The sequence below is a fragment of the uncultured Xanthomonas sp. genome (assembly GCF_964278005.1).
Taxonomy (GTDB): domain Bacteria; phylum Pseudomonadota; class Gammaproteobacteria; order Xanthomonadales; family Xanthomonadaceae; genus Xanthomonas_A; species Xanthomonas_A sontii.
In genome coordinates, this window is sequence record NZ_CAXYKF010000020.1 from 175313 (window position 1) to 194644 (window position 19332).

Annotated in this window: 12 protein-coding genes; 4 read left to right on the forward strand and 8 right to left on the reverse strand. The window is 63.8% G+C overall.

Annotation, left to right across the window (positions count from 1 at the left end):
• Positions 1–248 precede the first annotated feature (248 nt).
• Both ACHWVH_RS13535 and ACHWVH_RS13540 read right to left on the reverse strand, forming a co-directional pair.
• Entirely contained in the window at positions 249–1238 is a 990-nt protein-coding gene (locus ACHWVH_RS13535; protein ID WP_394687352.1) for a DedA family protein/thiosulfate sulfurtransferase GlpE, read from the reverse strand.
• A gap of 140 nt (positions 1239–1378) precedes the next feature.
• Positions 1379–2314 carry a LysR substrate-binding domain-containing protein gene (locus ACHWVH_RS13540; RefSeq protein WP_394687353.1) on the reverse strand — a complete coding sequence of 312 codons (936 nt, stop codon included), beginning with the start codon at positions 2312–2314 and terminating at the stop codon, positions 1379–1381.
• A 149-nt stretch (positions 2315–2463) separates the two neighbouring features.
• On the opposite strand from ACHWVH_RS13540, the gene ACHWVH_RS13545 reads away from it, so the two are divergent.
• The 4 genes from ACHWVH_RS13545 (at position 2464) to ACHWVH_RS13560 (ending at position 6891) form a co-directional block, all read left to right on the forward strand.
• Positions 2464–3165: a pirin family protein gene (locus ACHWVH_RS13545; protein ID WP_148828184.1), complete on the forward strand. Its 702-nt coding sequence runs from the start codon at positions 2464–2466 to the stop codon at positions 3163–3165.
• A 229-nt stretch (positions 3166–3394) separates the two neighbouring features.
• Positions 3395–5530, forward strand: coding sequence for a glycogen debranching protein GlgX (glgX, locus tag ACHWVH_RS13550; protein ID WP_394687354.1), 2136 nt, complete (start codon positions 3395–3397; stop codon positions 5528–5530).
• 342 nt (positions 5531–5872) lie between these two features.
• On the forward strand, positions 5873–6424 hold the full coding sequence (locus tag ACHWVH_RS13555) for a CPBP family intramembrane glutamic endopeptidase (RefSeq protein ID WP_394687363.1): 552 nt from the start codon (positions 5873–5875) through the stop codon (positions 6422–6424).
• A 296-nt stretch (positions 6425–6720) separates the two neighbouring features.
• A complete protein-coding gene (locus tag ACHWVH_RS13560; RefSeq protein WP_295924747.1) occupies positions 6721–6891 on the forward strand; it encodes a CsbD family protein in 171 nt (56 codons plus the stop codon).
• A 119-nt stretch (positions 6892–7010) separates the two neighbouring features.
• Here the strand turns inward: ACHWVH_RS13560 and ACHWVH_RS13565 are convergent, their stop codons facing one another.
• From ACHWVH_RS13565 to ACHWVH_RS13590, 6 genes are all read right to left on the reverse strand, one after another.
• On the reverse strand, positions 7011–7850 hold the full coding sequence (locus ACHWVH_RS13565) for a 4'-phosphopantetheinyl transferase family protein (RefSeq protein WP_394687355.1): 840 nt from the start codon (positions 7848–7850) through the stop codon (positions 7011–7013).
• 31 nt (positions 7851–7881) lie between these two features.
• Entirely contained in the window at positions 7882–10935 is a 3054-nt protein-coding gene (locus ACHWVH_RS13570; protein ID WP_394687356.1) for an efflux RND transporter permease subunit, read from the reverse strand.
• Between the two features lie 73 nt (positions 10936–11008).
• Positions 11009–12064, reverse strand: a complete 1056-nt coding sequence (locus tag ACHWVH_RS13575; RefSeq protein ID WP_394687357.1) for an efflux RND transporter periplasmic adaptor subunit — start codon at positions 12062–12064, stop codon at positions 11009–11011.
• A complete protein-coding gene (locus tag ACHWVH_RS13580; RefSeq protein ID WP_394687358.1) occupies positions 12061–12540 on the reverse strand; it encodes a hypothetical protein in 480 nt (159 codons plus the stop codon). The genes ACHWVH_RS13575 and ACHWVH_RS13580 overlap by 4 nt, the downstream gene beginning before the upstream one ends.
• The gene (locus ACHWVH_RS13585; protein ID WP_295924730.1) at positions 12534–13601 is read right to left on the reverse strand and encodes an ABC transporter permease; all 1068 of its coding nucleotides are present in this window, start codon (positions 13599–13601) and stop codon (positions 12534–12536) included. The genes ACHWVH_RS13580 and ACHWVH_RS13585 overlap by 7 nt, the downstream gene beginning before the upstream one ends.
• On the reverse strand, positions 13598–19306 hold the full coding sequence (locus tag ACHWVH_RS13590) for an amino acid adenylation domain-containing protein (RefSeq protein WP_394687359.1): 5709 nt from the start codon (positions 19304–19306) through the stop codon (positions 13598–13600). Before ACHWVH_RS13590 ends, ACHWVH_RS13585 begins: the two co-directional genes overlap by 4 nt.
• Between the last annotated feature and the right edge of the window lie 26 nt (positions 19307–19332).

Consider the following 19332-nt stretch of genomic DNA (forward strand, 5'->3'; position numbering starts at 1 on the left):
CCGCAAGGCAAGGAACGGCAAGTGAACGTCGCGACGTGAAGCTTGCCCATTGCAGCGGGTCGCCGCATCAGCGAGGCGCAGACGGCGCAGGCAACAGGATCAAGCGCATGACGGCACAACTTGCCTCGCCGCGCACAGCCGCCCGCACGCGCCTGCGGACAACGCACCCGCCTGCATCAGCCGGCGCGCACGCACGGTCTGTGCGTCGCAGGCGCCATCGACAGGCATGACGCCTCCGCCACACCGACTCACGCCGCGATCGTGTCGCCCTTCGGCGGCGGCGCCACGGCAGCCGCAGCGTCCAGCGCGACCAGCGGATGGCCCGCCGCACGCCACGCATCCAGGCCACCGCGCAGCGGCAGCACGCCTTCGAATGCGTGCTGGCGCAGACGCTTGGCCAGGATCGCGGCCGACACCTCGTTCGGGCAGGCGCAGTAGATGACGATCCTGCGATCGCGCGGCAAGCGCGCGACGAGCGCATCGACCTGGCGATCGTCCACTTCCAGCGCACCGGGAATGGCGAACGGCTCCAGCGTGCGGTAGCCCGGCGCACGAATGTCCAGCAACAGCGGCGGCGTCTCGCCCTGCAGCAGCGCGTGCAGTTCGTCGACGTCGATACGCTGCATCTCCATCGCCTTGCGCAGCGAGTGCCGGCGCCAGGCGCGGTAGCCGACGTACAGCGCCAGCAGGCCGACCAGCAGCAGCGCCGCGCGCCTGCCGAGCAGGCTCAGCCAGTCCAGCAAGTCCTGCACCTGGTCGGCGAAGCACAGCCCCAGCAACAACCCGACACCCGCCCACAAGGCCGCGCCCAGCGCGTCGTAGCGCAGGAAGGCCGTCGGACGCACGCGCATCGCGCCGGCCATCGGCACCGATACCATCGACAGGCCCGGCACGAACTTGGCCACCGCCAGCACGCGCACACCCCAGCGCGCATAGAAGCGTTCGGTGCGCTTCATGCAGGTGTCGCGCGACAGCGACAGCCGACACAGCGACTGCAGCGTGCGATTGCCGTAACGGCGGCCGGCGCCGAACCACAGCAGATCGCCGAGCAAGCTGGCCACGATCGACACCGACAAGGCGCTCAGCAACGCACTCCACATCGCCGCGCCATCGAGCAGCGCATAGGTCGCCCCGACCAGGATCAACGTGGGCAGCGCCGGCACCGGCAGGCCCAGCGACAAGGCCAGGACGTTGACGAACACCAGCCCGAGTCCATAGCGCGCAATCAGGTCCTGCATGGCGTGGCGGGCGGAAAGAAGAAGATGCCGCGCATTATCCTCCCGTCGCCCACCGCGCGCGCAGGCATCACGGCATCACCGGCGGAACAGACCCATCCATCGCCGCCGCGGAGAACGCTTTGCCGTTGCCCCGCACGCCATCACCCGCCCTCGTCCAGCCGCGCCGCCATCTGCGCCAGCCATGCCGCGAACACGCCCGGCTGGCGCATGCGCGCGCGCCACCAGGCCAGCGCCGCGCCCTCCTCGCCGCTGCGCCAGGCCAATTGGAACACCTCGTCCGGCTTCGGCTCCTCCACCGTCTTGCGCACCAGCGTGCCGCGCGCCAGCGCCGCGCGCGCATAGGGCTCGGGCAGGAAACCGAAGCCGAGCCCGGCCAGTTGCAGCCGGTACTTGCTGCGCATGTCCGGCACGGTCAGCGCGTCCTGGCCGAACAGCAGCCCGACCGTGCGCGGCAGCAAACGCCGCGCCGAGTCCGCCACCGCGATCGCGCGATGTGCGCTCAGCTGGCTGCGGCTGAGCGGTTCCGGCGCCTGCGCCAGCGGGTGACTGGGCGCGACCGCGAACACGAACCGCAGCGTGCCCAGCGGCTCGGTCACGTAGCCGCCGCCGCTGGGCCCTTCGCCGGCCGCCCCGACCAGCAGATCCACCCGCCGGTCCAGCAGCGCCTCCCAGGTGCCGGACAGCGATTCCTGCACCACCCGCAGCCGGGTCTGGTCGGCAACCGCATAGAACGCCGCCATGTCCTGCGCCAGGCATTCCGGCGCGAACACCGCATCCAGGCCCAGCGCGAACTCGGTCTCCCAGCCGGAGGCCACGCGGCGCACGCGCAGTTCCAGGTCGCCAGCGGCGCGCAGCAGGTGACGGCCCTCGCGCAGCAGTTCGGCCCCCGCGGCGGTCGGCACCGCCTTCGGCCCAATCCGCTCGAACAGTTGCACGCCCAGGTCCTCCTCCAGCTTGGCGACGGTGTAGGAGATGGTCGACGGCACCTTGTGCAGCGCCTTGCCGGCGGCCGAGAACGAGCCGCGACGGTCGATGGCGTCGAGGATCTGCAGGGCATCGAGGCTGAGCTTGAGCATTCGAATTTTTCGATGATGGATGCCGAATCTATCCGTTTTTCAAACCCGGCGACAGCGCGGATACTTGTTTCCAAGCCGGATCTCTCGCGAAATCATGCCAACCGGCGCTTTCGATCCACTTGCACATCAACGCCACCAAGGAGCCTCCCATGCTGCAGATCCGCCCCGCCAACACCCGTGGCCGCGCCGAACACGGCTGGCTGTCCTCGCGCCACACCTTCTCCTTCGGCCACTACCACGACCCGCGCCACATGGGCTTCGGGCCGCTGCGGGTGATCAACGAGGACCGCGTGCAGCCGGGCCAGGGCTTCGGCACCCACGCCCATCGCGACATGGAGATCCTGTCCTACGTGGTCGAGGGCGCGCTGGAGCACAAGGACAGCATGGGCAACGGTTCGGTGCTGCGCTACGGCGACGTGCAGCGCATGAGCGCCGGCTCCGGCGTCACCCACAGCGAGTTCAACCACTCCGCCAGTGAGCCGGTGCACTTCCTGCAGATCTGGGTGATGCCCGAGCGCGCCGGGATCGATCCGGGCTACGAGGAGAAGCATTTCGCCCCCGACAGCAAGCGCGGCCAGCTGCGCCTGATCGCCGCCCCGCAGGGCGAGGACGGCGCGGTGCGCATCCACCAGGACGCGCGCATCTACGCCTCCATCCTCGACGGCGATGCGCGCCTGGACTACCCGCTGGCGGCCGGGCGCGGCGCCTATGTGCAGGTGGTGCGCGGCACGCTGAGCGTCAACGGCCAGACCCTGCAGGCCGGCGACGCGGTCCAGGCGGTCGACGAGGCCAGCCTGCAGTTCGCCGATGCCCAGGACAGCGAGTTCCTGCTGTTCGACCTGCCGCGCTGAGCAGGTCAGGCCAGGTCGCGCCCGCGGCCCACTGGACCGGGCCGCGACGGTCTCGCGAAATCCGCCCACGCAGCGGCGCCACGGCGTCGCTGCGTGGGTCGCTGCATTCGCGGCAATGCCCGCATCCTCACGCCATCCTCGGCACCCCGTAACGCGTCCTGCACGGCGTCCACGGCAATGCTTCCGCTCTCCCTCCCCTACAGCCGGCGTGCCGGCCGAGAGCCTGCCGATGCGCCACCCCACCAGCGCCGCCTATGCCATCCCCTCGCGCATCCGCGAAGGACGCCCCTTCCCCCGCGGCGCCGTCTTCGACGGCCAGGGCACCAACTTCGCGCTGTTTTCGGCGCACGCTACCCGCGTAGAGCTGTGCCTGTTCGACGAAGACGGGAACGAGACCCGACTGGACCTGCCCGAATACACCAACGAAATCTGGCACGGCTACCTGCCCGACGTGAAGCCCGGCCAGCGCTACGGCTATCGCGTGCACGGCCCCTATGAACCCAGTGAAGGCCACCGCTTCAATGCCAACAAGCTGCTGCTCGACCCGTACGCGCGCGAGCTCGAGGGCGACCTGATCTGGGCCGACGAACTGTACGGCTACACGGTCGGCCACCCGGACGGCGACCTCAGTTTCGACGAGCGCGACAGTGCGCCGTTCATGCCCAAGTGCGTCGTGGTCGAGGACACCTACGACTGGGAGGACGACCAGCGCCTGATGACGCCGTGGAGCGAGACCCTGGTCTACGAGACCCACGTGCGCGGCTACACCATGCGCCACCCGCAGGTGCCGGACGAGCTGCGCGGCACCTGCGCCGGGCTGGCCCAGGAGCCGGTGCTGCGCTACATCAAGGAACTGGGCGTCAGCGCGGTGGAACTGCTGCCGGTCCACGCTTACCTCGACGACCAACACCTTCTCGACAAGGACCTGCGCAACTACTGGGGCTACAACACGCTGGGCTTCTTCGCGATCAAGTCGCGCTACCTGGCCAGCGGCCACCGCGACGAGTTCCGCGACATGGTCAAGGCGCTGCACCGCCAGGGCCTGGAGGTGATCCTCGACGTGGTCTACAACCACACCGCAGAAGGCAGCGAGCTGGGCCCCACCCTCTCCTTCCGCGGCATCGACAACGCCAGCTACTACCGGCTGGCAGAGGACAAGCGCTACTACATCAACGACACCGGCACCGGCAACACGCTCAACCTGAGCAACTCGCGGGTGATCCAGTTCGTCAACGACTCGCTGCGCTACTGGGCCGGCGAGATGCACGTGGACGGCTTCCGTTTCGATCTGGCCACCATCCTCGGCCGCGAACCCACCGGCTTCGACCAGCGCGGCGGTTTCCTCGACGCCTGCAACCAGGATCCGCTGCTGTCGCAGGTCAAGCTGATCGCCGAACCCTGGGACTGCGGCCCCGGCGGCTACCAGGTCGGCCACTTCCCGCCGGGCTGGTCGGAGTGGAACGACAAGTTCCGCGACAACGCCCGCGCGTTCTGGAAGGGCGACGAAGGCAAGCTGGCCGAATTCGCCACCCGCTTCACCGGCTCGGCCGACCTGTTTGATCGCCGCGGGCGCCGACCGTGGGCCTCGGTGAACTTCATCACCGCACACGACGGCTTCACCCTGCACGACCTGGTCAGCTACAACGAAAAGCACAACGCGGCCAACGGCGAGGACAACCGCGACGGCTCGGACCACGACAGCTCCTGCAACTACGGCGCCGAAGGCGAGACCGACGACGCCGGTATCTTGCAACTGCGCGAGCGGCAGATGAAGAATCTGCTGGCCACGCTGCTACTCGCGCAGGGCACGCCGATGCTGCTCGCCGGCGACGAACGCGCGCAAACCCAGGGCGGCAACAACAACACCTACTGCCAGGACAACGACATCACCTGGATCGACTGGGAGCGCGACCCCACCGAGGGCCGCCTTACCGCCTTCGTCAAGGCGCTGAGTGCGCTGCGCCAGCGCTACCCGATCCTGACCCGTGGCCGCTTCCTCAACGGCCAGTACAACGAAGAAGCCGGCGTTCGCGACCTCACCTGGCTCAACCCCGGCGGCACCGAGATGGACGATGCGCACTGGACCGATGCCGGCGCACGCTCGGTCGGCCTGCTACTGGAAGGCAAGGCGCAAACGTCCGGCGTCAGGGAGTTGGCCAACGACGACACCTTGCTGATCGTCATCAACGCCTACCACGAGGGCGTCAGCTTCGTGCTGCCGTCCTCGGAAGAGGAATTGCATTGGAAGCTGGTGCTGTCCACCAACGACGCGCTGCAGGTCGACAGCATGCCGGCCGGTGCCAGCGAGTTCCTGGCGCCGCCGCGCAGCGTCAGCGTGTTCGAGTGCCAGACGGCGGGCGCATAGTCGCCACACGCCGTTTCGGATTGCACGCGGACTGAGGCGTCCGCGCCTGCATTGCCTCGCCAGCACTGGTCGCTGGCGAGGCGCGGGATGTTTGCATCTGCACGCTCTCTACGACTCGCCGCATTGCATTGGTCTACATGGCCTTTGGCACGGTGCTCGACGGCGAAGGCTCGCTAGGCTGAGTGTCCGCTTCCTTCCAGGCCAGGCATGCAGCACTCCGCGCAAGGCAACATCCACGCCACCTCCAACACCTCCTTCATGCGCCACCCGTTGCTGCGCATCGCGCTGAGCGCCGCGATCCTCGCGCTGGCGTCCTATGCATGGCTCCCGTTTCCGTGGCGCATGCCAGTGGTCGGCCTGCTCGGTCTCTCCTTGGTATGGATCGAAACGCGCTCATCCCTCGCGTGCGGCGTGGCGCGCCCTCGCCTGGTGTCCGTGATCGGCTGGACAGCGTTGCTCGTGTTGTTGACCGTCGGCTTCATCACACCGATGCTGCAACCACTAATCGACACCATCACCGGACACAAGACCGACTACAGCGCCTACGGCGCGCTCAAGGGCAACGTCCAGGCCACGACCCATCTGATCGGCGCGGCGTGGCTGAGCGCGGCGCTCGGCGAAGAACTGGTGTTCCGCGCCTTCCTCATGCACCAGCTCGATGCGCTGCTGGGGCGCCTGCGCGGCGGCCGCTGGATCGCCGCGCTGGCCGGTGGCGTAGTGTTCGGCCTGATGCACGCCGCGCAAGGCGCGTCCGGCATCCTGCTGACCGGCGTGGTCGGCACGATGTTCGGGTATGCGTATCTGCGCTCCAGGCGCAACCTGTGGGCGATGATCCTCGCGCACGGTCTGATCGACACCTGGGGCGTGACCACCCTTTATCTGGGCTGGTACTGAGCGCGCAGCGCGGTCGAGGGCCGCCACTCGGCGCACCTATGCGGACCACGCCGTCGCCGCCAGCAGACAGATGAAAGGACATGTCGCCGTGCTCGTATTCCCGCGATGAAAGCACCGAGCACGAAAGCCCGGACAGGGCACCGTGACGCGCGCGGCCGCCGCTACAGGCCTCGGCACCCAACCCGTCCGCTGCCTAAATGATGGAGCGCACGTCCGCTCAATTTCACTTGCACGCCACCGGCCTGCGCGCAGTTTGGCGATGCCCACTTGAGGGCATCCCTACTGCGGAGTCAACGATGGACAAGAATCGCACCGAAGGCGCCAAGAACCAGATCAAGGGCACCATCAAGGAAGTCGCCGGCAAGGTCACCGGCAACAAGCTGAAGGAAGTCGAAGGCAAGATGCAGAAGAACGCCGGCAAGGTACAGAGTGAAGTGGGCAAGGCGCGCGATCACTCGCGCGGCTGAGTTTCAGGCCCTTATGCTCCTCTGCCTGTGTGGCCGGGGAGCTTCTAGAAGCAGCCTATCCTTGCCCGCCGAGCTGATTCCATCGACTCACTCGGCACCGCATTAGCATCCAGAACTACTCAAGATGTCCTGAAAAATTCCAAATTCACTTCTTCGCTCAAACTGAATGGCCTCCATTCGCGAGTGAGAATCCTTGGAATCACTGCACGATCGACATCGGCACAAAGCGCCAATAAATGATGCTGTGCAGGCCTACATTGCCAGAATCGCCATCGGTGAGGATCATGATCCAAACCTGGATCGGCCACCAATCGTACGGATCGCTCCATCGCCAAATCAAAGCCGAAACGCTCGAGCGGAATCGCCATTCCCAAACCCCTGGCCTTTGCGTAAGCTTCTTTGAACGTCCAATACTCGAAAAATCGCTCCTGTCGCAAATGCGCGGGAAGACGCATGAGCTCCGCCATTTCCTCCGGAGTGAAACTACTTCTTGCCGCTTCCAATGAAATACGACGCAATGCCACATGCTCGACATCCACACCTACGGCACGCTTCAAGGTAATGGCGATTGCGATCAAACCGCGCGTGTGCGAGATATTGAACGACAGCGCACACGCATCGACGCCATGTCCATCAGAGATACCAGGGCGTCCAAAGCGCCCCTTCTGGAATCTCCATTCTTCTGGGGCCACCTCCGCATATTCGGATAACACTGTACGCACCATACCTCGCGTGACAAGGTAGCGCTTACGGTCATCTTCAAGCAAAAAACGCACCTGCCTCTTCCGTTCGTCGGCATCGAGCAATGGCAGGATTTCCGCAAGCGAGCCTTCGCCGATGCCTTCATAGAACGCGAGCCAAATGTCGATATCATGCTCACCGAGCTTTACTGAAGGTACGCACATGCACTCTCTTTTCTCAATATTCTGTTGTGCAACAACAGCACGAACATCGATCATCGCGCTTGCTGCATGACACCACTTTATAAAATCAAGCCCTACTCGGAACGGCTGTTTGCGCCGCAGAACCGAATTTACGAGCCAGCCAGAGCTCGACATCATGAACGAAGCTAAATAAAAGCGGGACCAGGATCAGACTTAGAATCGTTGAAGAAATCAGACCTCCAATCACTGCGATCGCCATGGGCGCTCGAAATGCGGAATCCAAAGATACACCGAATGCCAACGGCAACATGCCCGCAGTCATCGCCACCGATGTCATTACGATTGGGCGAGCGCGTGCGCGACAAGCTAGCATGATGGCGTCGAATCTGGACACGCCTTCACGTAGGTTTTCCAACATCGCATCCACAAGGAGGATCGAATTCTTATCAGCGATGCCCATCAGCATCAGCATCCCCAGCAGAGCGGGTAGACTCAACTCCATGCCCGTCGCGAAAAGCAGCAGGAATGCTCCGCCAATCGACAGTGGCAAGGCCATCATTCGAGCCAATGGCTGCAACCAGTCGCGATACAGTAGAACCTGAATCGCATAGACCAAGAACAGACCAGTGCCCAGGGCTTTCAGAAAGCTCACCATCAATTCGTTTACAAACTCAGCATCGCCAGTATTGAGCACACGTACGCCGGGGGGCAAATGCTTGATCGATGGCAAGGCATTGATAGCCGTCATGGCGGTACCCAGAGCAATGCCGTTGAGATTGGCCTGAAGATCGATGCGGCGCTCCCTGTCATAACGTTCGATGGTCGCCGGCCCCTTGGCAAATCGCAAAGTGGCTACAGACGCCAACGGTACACTTCCACCTGAGGCTGTACGTAGCTTGAGATTCTCCAAGACGCCAAGATCCGTCCCGTATTCGCGCGGCAGGCGAACCCGCACCGGAATCTCGCGACTCATGTAATTGAACTTGGACAAGCGAGGAATATCGTCTCCGATCGTCGACGTACTGATAGCCTCACCGACCTGCTGTGCGGTAACACCAAACTCGGCCGCCTTGAGCGGATCCATCTGCACGACGATTTCCGGCTGTTCCTGACCGACACTGGTGTCGACGCCAATCAAGCCGGGAATCTTCTGCATGTCGCGCTTGACTGTATCCGCTGCGCGAGTGAGCGCACGATCATCATCGCTCACGAGGGCGATGGAGACGTCTTTTCGACCTGACAGGCTATCGAAGTTGACCCGCATGTCGGGCAACCTGGCGATCTCCGGGTAGACGCGCGCAGTAAATTCGCGCTCACTGATATAACGCTTTTCCGGAGGAACCAGCTTGACGTAGATCCGCGACTTGTTCACCGCGCCGTCGGCGCCACCGGAAAGCGTGAGCACATACTCGACCTCCGCATGCTTGCTCACCACGGCGGCCACTTGCTGCGCCGCCTGATCAGTCTGCTCTATGGTGCTGCCGCGGGGAACTTCCAGTGTGATACTGGAGACGGAATAGTCATCGTACGGCATGAAGCCTAGCGGCAACAAAGGCACGAGTCCAAACGACATCACGACACCGATCAGCGCCATCACCAACGTCTTGATGCGGTGCTTGAGCGTCCATCGAACGATCGCAAGATATCGGATCATCAAGAGACCATCCTGCGGATGATCCGTCGTTGGAACGTTCATCAGTCGCGACGCCAGCATCGGCGTCAACAAGCGCGCCACCACCAGCGAAAAGAACGCGGCGACCGCAACCGTCAGGCCGAACTGGCGGAAGTACAGGCCCGGCAAGCCATCCATGAAGCTGACAGGAATGAACACTACGCAGATCACTAAGGTCGTCGCGATCACCGACAATCCGATCTCTTCGGACGCTTCGATCGCCGCCAGCATGACCGACTTTCCGGACCGCATATGCCGATCGATATTCTCGACCTCGACAATCGCATCATCGACAAGCACACCGGTGACCAGTGTGATCGCCAGCAAGCTGACCATGTTCAGGCTGAAGTCCAGCCACTGCATGACCAAAAATGTGGGAATGATCGACAACGGGATCGTCAGCGCCGCAATCAGTGTCGCGCGCCGATTGCGCAGGAACCAGAACACCACAAGCACGGTCAGGATGGCGCCTTCGAGGAAGTTGAACATCGTTGCGCGATATCCAATCTCAACGAAATCGATATCCGAAAACGCTACCCGGAACTTCACTGCATGCGTTCTCGACAACGCGTCCAGACGCTCGCGCACCGCCTTGGCGACCGAAACCTCGCTGACAGCGGGATCCTTGTAGACCATGAAGGTCACCGCCGGGCGGCCATCAACCTTCGTGATGTTGCGCACTTCCGATGGGCCGTAGGAAACGACACCGATGTCCGACAACTTTACCTTGCGTCCGCCAGGCACCGAGATGCGGGTTCCCGCCAAGGCGTCAAGACTGTCGGCGCGGCCGATCGTGCGCAACGCATACTCGGTCGCGCCCAGGGTCAAGCGTCCGCCCGGTGAGTTGGCATTGCTGGCCAGCAGTTGCTGGCTGACATCGGCGGCGCTGATTCCGAGTGACGCCAGGGTCGCCGGGTCCAGCACGATGGATATCTCCTGATCGCTGCCGCCACTGCGGTCCACACGCGACACGCCCCTGGCCGTTAGCAGTTCGCGAGCGACCGTCTGGTCGATGAACCGGCTCAAATCCTGCATCGGCATTTCCGGCGCTTCGGCGATGTAGATGCCTACCGGCCGACCAGTATCGCTGGCGCGGCGCACAATCGGTTCGCGCACCGTCGCTGGTAGGTTCTGCCGGACCGCGGCCACGGCGTTACGCACATCGTTGGTCGCGCGATCGACTCCGATATCAAGATTGAACTCGATCTGCGTCGTTGACAGACCTTCCGTCACTGTCGACACGATGCGCTTGATCCCCGGGATCGACGCCACGGCATCCTCGACCCTTTGTGTCGTTTCTGTTTCCAGCTCGGTGGGCGTCGCCCCTGGCTGCTGAATCAGCACGTCGACTACTGGCGTGACCACATTCGGCATTGCGGTGATCGGCAACTGGATGAAGGCGACGATGCCGGCCAACGTGAGCATGACAAACAATAGGATCGGCGGGACCGGATTGCGGATCGCCCAGGTGGAGAAGCCGAAGTTCATCTCGAGAGGTCTCTATCCAATGAGGAGTGCAGCATGTGAAGCGTTGTGGCACCTGGACGATCTATGCACCCAATCACCGACTTGCGTCGGCGACCAGCACTTTGTCCCTCTCACGTAGGAACGGGCCAGCCTTGGCCACAATGCGTGTACCTGCGAGTGATCCCGAGACCATCACTTGGTCGACCGTCTGCAGAGTTGGCGTGATCGGCAAGCGACTTACAAAGCCCTTTTCGTCAACACGCCAGACATAGCTACCTAACGAATCCTGCTGTAGCGCCGTGCGCGGAACCGTCCAGCCCTTTACCTGCGCCAGATCGATGCGGGCCTGTGCGAAGGTACCGACCGGGACGGCATCTCGCGCATGCAGACGGATCCGCACCTCGCTCGAACGGGTAGTGCTATCCACGTTCGGAGCAATAAGCCGGATATCGCCCGGAATGGCTTCGGCGCGACCGGCCAGCTTGATGCTTGCATTCATGCCAGCCCTGAGACGCCCGACAACTGCTTCAGGCACACTGGCGTCCATTTCCATCTCACCGTCCTTCGCGATTTCGAATAAAGGAACGCTATCGCTGGTCAGAGTGCCGATCTCGGCGGCACGACGATAGATGAATCCCGCTGCCGGAGCGACGACGCTTGTGCGACTCACACTCAGTCGTGCATTGTCATAGCGCGCGCGCGCGCCCTCGAAATCCGCCTGCTTCTGTTTGAAAGACTCTACGCTGACAAGCTGCTGCGGCAGCAACAGCCGCATGCGCTCATAGTCACCCTGCGCACGCTCGAAGTCCGAGCGCAGCTCGTTACTGGAGATTCCCATCCCCTTGCCGTCGAGTATTGCCAATACCTGCCCAGCCTTAACGTAGTCGCCGACCTCGGCTTCCACGCGCTGCACCTGCAGGCCAGACAGTTGTGGGATCACCGGCACGTTCTCACGGCTGCGCATGCTACCGACCACGGACACCGACTCGGCTAACGCCTGTCGTTGTGGCTCGATCACGCTGACCGTCAACGGTGGCGTGACTTGATTGGTGGTGACGGCGGACTTCGCAGGCCGACCACTGAACAAAAGACCCAACGCCAAACCAGTGCCCAGCAAGGTTGCGGCGGAGATCATGGGACGCATTTTCATGACGAGACCATTTCGGTGTTTGGACGAGAGAAGCGTGCCGGCGACGGATTCACATCGAGCCGCAGCGTCAATTCAGCCTGCATCGGCAAGTTGACCGCCGCCTGCCGGACCATCACCACCTCGGCAGGCTGTGGCAGCAATGGCGGAACCAAAAGAATCTGGCGGGAATTTTCGAGCCCGTGGTGCATTGCTACTCGCCGACCTAAACAGATCGTGTTCACACCGACAAGGAGAATATCAATTGAGGTGCGTTCCATTTGCGCCCCACTGACGGCACACATGGATGAGGATGGGAAACTGCTTTGCGTGCTTCGATGCGGCAATTGGTGGAACCGACGCCGATATTGCACCGCGAAGCCTCGAGCCCACCACGCTCCACGCACAATCCGGCCGCTCAGGAACATGCCGACGAGATGGTGCACGTCCCGCACGGCGACGCCTATGCGCATCCGCCCCACGGATGCGGCGATCACCATCGGAATCTCCAGCGCGCCAGCAAGAGGATCGCCACCATCCAGGCCGACATTGTGATCAGCGACGGGTACAGCTGCGAGACATCGTGCAAACCGACCCCGCCGAACATCAGCTCGCGCAGGATCGAGGTGAATGGCGCCAGCGGAGAATGTTCGGCGATCGGCTGCAACCAAGACGGGAACAGCTTGATCGAGAAGAACGCGCCGCCGAGCAGCAGCATCGGCACCTGGATGAAACTGACGATGCCGCTGAACGCCATCACCGAACGGCTGAACAGGAAGACGATCAGGCCGATGCCGAGATAGGTCACCGCGCCCATAGTAACCGCCAGCAACAGCAACGGATAGTTGATGTCGGCCGACACGCCGAGGCCGAACACCGAAACGGCAAGCATGCCGGCGACCACGCTGTAGGCGACCAGGACGCGAGAGAGAAACAGTCCGGCGAAGAACGGCGTTGGCGACACGTCGATGGCTTTGAGATTCTTGAACAGCCCCGCGCTTTCCTCGCCGATCAGCACCGAGCCGAATCCGCTCAAGCCGATCACCAGCATCGTCATCCCGATCAGGCCTGGCAACAAGGTGGCCAGATAGGAGGAGCGCCTGCTTACTTGCACGTTCTGCAGGCGGACGTTGGTCGCCGACGGGGCGGAAGCGCTGGCTTTCAGGATCGACGCCAGCGCGATCGCCGAGATGCGATTCTCTTCCAACGAATTGCTCTCGATCGTCAAGTCAGCCGGACCGCCCTCGAACGACCCCGAGGCGCTCAGCAAGTGCTGGATCTCGTTGTTTTTGAGCGCCGTCTCGGCCTGCGCACGCTCGCCCACGAAGGGCACGATGTGGACCAGGTCTTGCTTGCCGAGCGCATCGACCAGGGCCTCGCCGGCCGGCGCGATCTCCGTTTCCAGGTAGGAAACCTTGATCCTGTGATTGCCGGATAACTCCAAGGGATAGCCGATACCCAGCAGCAGCACCACCGGGAAGATGTAGCAGAACACCAGCGCCACCTTGTCGTAGCGCAACTGGCGCATGCGCAACTTGAAGAACACCCAAACCGTTCTCATGACTTCAACTCCTTCCCTGTCTTGTCCAAGAACACGTCTTCCAGATTCAAGCGGTCCACCTGGATGCCGGCCACCGCGATGCCACGCGCCTCGGTGATGGAGAGGATCTGGCGGATCGCGCCGGCCACGTCCTCGGTCGGGATGCGCAGCGAATCGGTGAATGCGTCCCAGGTCGCGGCGAAGTTCGCCGCCATGGCCAGAGCGATCTCTTCGCCGGGCGCACCGATGCCGAGCTTGACCGCGACCTGCTGGGTCGCGTTCAACTGCGCCACCAATGACCTGGGATCGCCGCGGTCGACGATGGTTCCTTTATTCATGATCATGATCTCGTCGCAAAGGCGTTCGGCCTCTTCCATGTAATGCGTGGTCAGCACGATGGTGCGGGTACGCTCGCGCTTGAGTTCTTCGATGAACTCCCATAGGTGGCGGCGGCTATGTGGATCGAGAGCAGCGCTGGGCTCGTCGAGAAACAGGATGTCCGGATCGCCAAGCAGTGCGATCGCGATAGACAGGCGCTGCTTCTGCCCTCCGGACAGGTCGTCGACCTTGAGCTTCATCTTGTCGGCCAGATCCAGGCGATCGAGCAAGCGCGCCATCGTGTCGAGCCTGCGCTTGCCGCTCGCCGCGGCGCGGTATTGCGAATAGAACTCCAGCAACTCCTCGACGGTCAGGAACTGGAAGTAGTTGCTGCTCTGCAACTGCACGCCGAGCCGCGGCTGGATCTTGCGGATCTGCGTGGCCACGTCCATGCCGAGCATGGTGATGCGGCCGGAGGTGATCGGAACGATGCCTTCGATCATGCCCAGGAGCGAGGTCTTGCCGGCACCATTGGGGCCCAGGATCCCGAAGCAAGCCCCCTTGGGCACGCTGAAGTTCAGACCCTTGACCACTTCGACATCGCCGTAGCGCTTGTACAGGTCGTGCACGACGATAGCCGGTTCCGCGACTGCGATCGACGGCGCCACCACCGCAAGGATCGGTGCCGCTTCCGGAGCAGGCGCAAGTGCAGAAGCGCGGCCGGCGATGGCGCCTCCATCGCGGATGGCTGCTCCTGCCGACGCGATCAGCGCGTTTACTTCTTCGACCATGGCACTGCTTCCTTTGAAAACGAATATCGCGTCGAGTCTTGAGGTGCCGGCATAGGCATCGAACACGACACCTTGCACGGATTCGATTTTGGCGCGCAGCGCCTGGAAGTCGACATGCGAGTGGTCGAGCCCTTCGCCGGCGGCTCTTTGGAAGTTGAAGGCGACTTCGCCCTGGGCCGAGGCCAGCGTCGCCGCGGCGCGTGCGTCACCGGAGCGAGACCAGTCTAGGAAACGAACGCCTTGGCGATGCAGCAGGTCGGCGCGCGTGATCGCGTCCTCGAGCGCACTTTCCGGACCGACCACGACCGGAATCTTGTCGAGGAACAGACCGAACTGACCGACGAAGCTCCGGTTCGCCAACTGCCTGCCATGATGGGTCATCGCCATCGCGAAGCGATCCAGCCCAGTGACCGCCGTGACCAGGGTCCGGAAGAGATCGAAGGCGCGCTTGGCTGAGCCATCGGAGGATGCCGCCGGCATTTGGATCACCACCATGCGTGCCGGCTCGTCCGCATTCGCCGCGAGTGCGTCGGCCGTGGCGCGCGTGACCTGCGCCATGCCTGCGTTGTCTAGTTCGATCGCCAGATGGTCGAGCAAGGATGGATCGTGCTCTTGCGCGCATGCCGCGACGAAATCGCGATAGCGGCCTTGGGTAGGCTCTCCACCCTCAACCAGAATGCGGCGCATCCCGTCGGCGATGGCTTCGAATGAACGGCCGTCACTGATCAGGTGGTCGTTCACCATCAGCAACAAGTGGTCGGTGTCGCTGCGCGATACCAACACGGCGACATGGCATAGGCGGGATGTGGCCTGCGCTCGGTGCAGCGCGGCGACGATCGCCGAGCAGGCCGCGTCAGCGTCACTCGATGGCAGCTGGCGCAGGTCGACCCACGGCACGTCGTCGGCGCGGAACGCCGCCGGGTCCAGCACGTCCCAGCACAATGCCTCCATATCGGCTGCCGCACGCAGCATGTCCTGGCTGCGCACCAGCACGGCGAACGCATTGCGCAACTCGTCTGCCGACCACCAGCCGTTGACTGCCACGACGTGCTGGGACACGCGATCGTGCCATTCGATGCCGGACTTCTGCACTTCGCTAAAGGAATACTGCTCGACGACGCCCGCCTCGCGGATGGCGCGCTCGCTTTGCGCGAGCGAGGCTTCCAGACCGACGAGCAGCTCCCGCTGATCGAATGGGGCGTCGCTGGCCGATAGCGGCTCCTCGCCGATCACGATGCGGCTCGGATTCCCCGCGCCCAGCCAGGCGCTGAACTTCTTCAATGCGGCAATGTCGGACGGCGTGGCCGGCAACAGGCGCAGGATCCGACGGTCGCCGATGGCTTCGGCGCAGTAACGCCAGCCGCGGCGATCCAGCCATGCTTCCATCGTCGGGGCGGCGTCGGCCTTATCGCTATCGACCTCGATCGCGGCCGCGATGGCCTGCACCGTGCCGAGCCGGTAGATGTCGGCCAGCTTCAGTTCGATGCCAAGGGCCGCGAGCTTGCCGATGACCACCAGCACCATCAGCGAGTGCCCGCCGAGCTCGAAGAAATCGTCGTAACGGCCGACGTCCTCGACGTGTAACAACTCGGCCCAGACCGTCGCCAGCGCGGTTTCCACGCGTCCTTGCGGGGCCTCGTACTGCCGCCGCGCATAAGCGGCATCGTCCGGCGCCGGCAAAGCCTTGCGATCGAGCTTGCCGTTGGGGGTGAGCGGCAGCGACGGCAGCACCACGAACGACGCCGGGACCATGTAATCGGGCAACTGCGCCAGCAGCTGCGTGCGAAAGTCGGCGATTGACGAAGTCGTCCCGGACTTCTGCGTCACGTAGGCGACCAGCCGCTTCTCGCCCGACGCGTCTTCGCGCGCCACCACCGCCGCAGCGTCTACACCGGTGCACGCGGCCAGCTTGGCCTCGATCTCGCCCAACTCGATACGGAAGCCGCGGATCTTTACCTGGAAGTCGTTGCGGCCAAGATATTCGAGTTCGCCGTTGGCGGTCCATCGTGCAAGATCGCCGGTCCTGTACATGCGCGCATCGGCGTGCGCCGCGAATGGATCGCGCAGGAAACGCTCGGCGGTCAGTTCCGCACGATCCAGATAGCCACGCGCGACCTGAACACCGCCGAGGAACATCTCTCCGGGCACGCCGACCGGCGACGGCTCGCCGTAGATGTCGAGCACATACACCGGCGTATTGAGGATCGGCTTGCCAATGACCGGACCGCCCAGCGACTCGCGAATGCTACCGATGGTCGCATCGACCGTGCATTCGGTCGGCCCGTACATATTGTGGAAGTGAATCGTCGCACACGCCCTCAGGCGCTCCCACATGCGGCGGCCCACCGGCTCGCCGCCCAGATAGATGCTTGTCGGACGATGCCCGCCGGCTTCGATCAGGCCGGCCGACAGCAACATCTCCAACTGCGACGGCGTGCTGTCCATTGCCGCGATCCGGTAGCGTTCGAAGAAGTCCAGCATGGCCGGGCCGTTGGCGCGGATCGCCTGCGGCACCAGCACCACGCAGTGACCCGACAGCAACTGCAGAATGCCCTTGAGCGACATGTCAAAGGAAAACGCCGCGTTCAAGGCGACGCGCGAGTTCGGCGCCAACGCACGATGGGTGGTTTGACACATCGCCCGCCAGAAATTGACCGGCGAGCGATGTTCGACCATCACCCCCTTGGGCTGACCGGTCGAACCGGAGGTGTAGATCACGTAGGCCAAGTGGCGCGAGGTCAGACCCGCGATGGTAGGATCGTGCGCGTTCGCGGCATCCAGGCTGCCGTCATCCAGCACCAGCACCGGCGCTTGCGCAGCCTGCAGCGATGGCAGGCGCGCGTACACCTGCGCTTGCGTCAGCAACGCCTTGGGCCGGCTGTCCTGAAGCATGTAGGCCAGCCGATCCGCCGGATAACTCGGATCCAACGGCACATAGGCCGCACCGGCTTTGAGAATGCCGAGCAGACCCACGATCATCGACACGCTGCGCTCGACACAGATCGCCACCCGGTCGTCGGGCTGCAAACCCAGGCCAATCAGACGATGCGCCACTTGGTTGGCGCGACGGTTCAGCGCGGCATAGCTGAGCGTGACGTCTTCGCAAATCAGCGCCTGTGCATCGGGCGTGCGCTGTGCCTGCGCTTCGAACAACGCGTGCACGGTCGACTCCGGGTGGATCTCGCTGGCCGCATTCCATTCATGCAGCAGGCGCATACGCTCGGCTTCGTCGAGCAATGGCAGGCGCGCCACGGCCGCCGGCTTGTTCTGCGCCATGCCGGCCAGCAGACGCTGCCAGTAACCCGCATAGCGGGCCACGGTCGCTTCATCGAATAGCGCAGTCATATAGGTCAGCGTACCGACGATGCCGCCGTCGCGTTCGGCCAGATCCAAGGCCAGGTCGAACCGGGCCTTGCTGGTCTGATGGGGCAGACCTTCGGCCGCAATGCCAGGCATCGACAGGCCCGCTTGGTCCTGGTTCTGCCACGCCAGCATGACCTGGAAGATCGGCGTGTGCGCCGTACTACGTACCGGCTTGGTCACTTCGACCACGTGGTCGAACGGCAGGTCCTGGTGCGCCTGCGCATCGAGCACCTGCCGGCGCGTACGCGCTAGCAACTCGGCCACGGTCGGTGCGTCGCCCAAGTCGATCCGCAGCGCCAGCGTATTGACGAAGAAGCCGATCAACGGTTCGATCTCGGCCCGGTTGCGACCGGCCATCGGGCTGCCGATCACCACCTCCTCCTGCCCGGACAGGCGGCTCAGCAGCGCCGCCCAGCTCGCCAGCAGAGTCATGTAAAGGGTCACCCCGTGGCGCTGGCTCAGCGCCTTCAGCTGCGCGGTGAGTGTCGCATCCAGATCGACTGCGAGTGCGGCACCTGCGAAATCCTGATGCGCTGGACGTGGGCGATCGGTCGGCACTTCGATCAAGGTCGGCGCGCCGGCGAGGGTTTCGCGCCAGTACGCGGCCTGTCGCTCCAGTTGGCCATCGGCCAGCCACTGCCGTTGCCATTGCGCATAGTCGATGTATTGGATCGGCAACGGCGGCAAGGGATCGGCCGCGCGGTCCAGCTCGGCTGTATACAGCTGGCTGAGTTCATTGAGCATCACTCCGATCGACCAACCGTCGGAGACGATGTGATGCATCACGACATAAAGCGCGTAATCCTCGTCCTCCAGTTGCAGCAGCAACGCCCGCAGGGGCAAATCGACGCTCAGGTCGAAGGGCTCCGCGTACAATGCATCGCCTCTCGTGGCGCGCAAGGCATCGCGATCGTGTTCGCCGCGCAGGTCCTCGAAGTGCAGCCGCAGCGTCGCGTCTGCATCCACCCGCTGCATTGGCTGGCCATCGATCAGCACGAAGCGCGTGCGCAGCGATTCATGGCGCGCGACGACCCCCTGCAGGGAACGCTCCAGCGCTGGCACGTCCAGACGGCCGCTCAGACGCAAGGCTCCGGCCGAGTGGTAGGCGGCGCTGGCGCCATCGATCTGGGTCAGGAACCACAGGCGCTGCTGAGCGAGCGACAGCGGCATGTGCGGGCGGCGCTCGGCCACGCCGATCGCGCTCAGTTGCGCGGCGTCCCCGCTCGCCAGGCGCTGCGCCAGTTGCGACAGCACCGGCGCTTCGAACACCCAACGCAGCG

Coding starts and splice junctions, on each gene's coding strand:
- ACHWVH_RS13580 (WP_394687358.1), bottom strand. CDS start 12,540: ATGGTGATCGCCGCATCCGTGGGGCGGATGCGCATAGGCGTCGCCGTG.
- ACHWVH_RS13570 (WP_394687356.1), bottom strand. CDS start 10,935: ATGAACTTCGGCTTCTCCACCTGGGCGATCCGCAATCCGGTCCCGCCG.
- ACHWVH_RS13565 (WP_394687355.1), bottom strand. CDS start 7,850: ATGATCGATGTTCGTGCTGTTGTTGCACAACAGAATATTGAGAAAAGA.
- glgX (WP_394687354.1), top strand. CDS start 3,395: ATGCGCCACCCCACCAGCGCCGCCTATGCCATCCCCTCGCGCATCCGC.
- ACHWVH_RS13545 (WP_148828184.1), top strand. CDS start 2,464: ATGCTGCAGATCCGCCCCGCCAACACCCGTGGCCGCGCCGAACACGGC.
- ACHWVH_RS13555 (WP_394687363.1), top strand. CDS start 5,873: ATGCCAGTGGTCGGCCTGCTCGGTCTCTCCTTGGTATGGATCGAAACG.
- ACHWVH_RS13585 (WP_295924730.1), bottom strand. CDS start 13,601: ATGAGAACGGTTTGGGTGTTCTTCAAGTTGCGCATGCGCCAGTTGCGC.
- ACHWVH_RS13535 (WP_394687352.1), bottom strand. CDS start 1,238: ATGCAGGACCTGATTGCGCGCTATGGACTCGGGCTGGTGTTCGTCAAC.
- ACHWVH_RS13540 (WP_394687353.1), bottom strand. CDS start 2,314: ATGCTCAAGCTCAGCCTCGATGCCCTGCAGATCCTCGACGCCATCGAC.
- ACHWVH_RS13560 (WP_295924747.1), top strand. CDS start 6,721: ATGGACAAGAATCGCACCGAAGGCGCCAAGAACCAGATCAAGGGCACC.
- ACHWVH_RS13575 (WP_394687357.1), bottom strand. CDS start 12,064: ATGAAAATGCGTCCCATGATCTCCGCCGCAACCTTGCTGGGCACTGGT.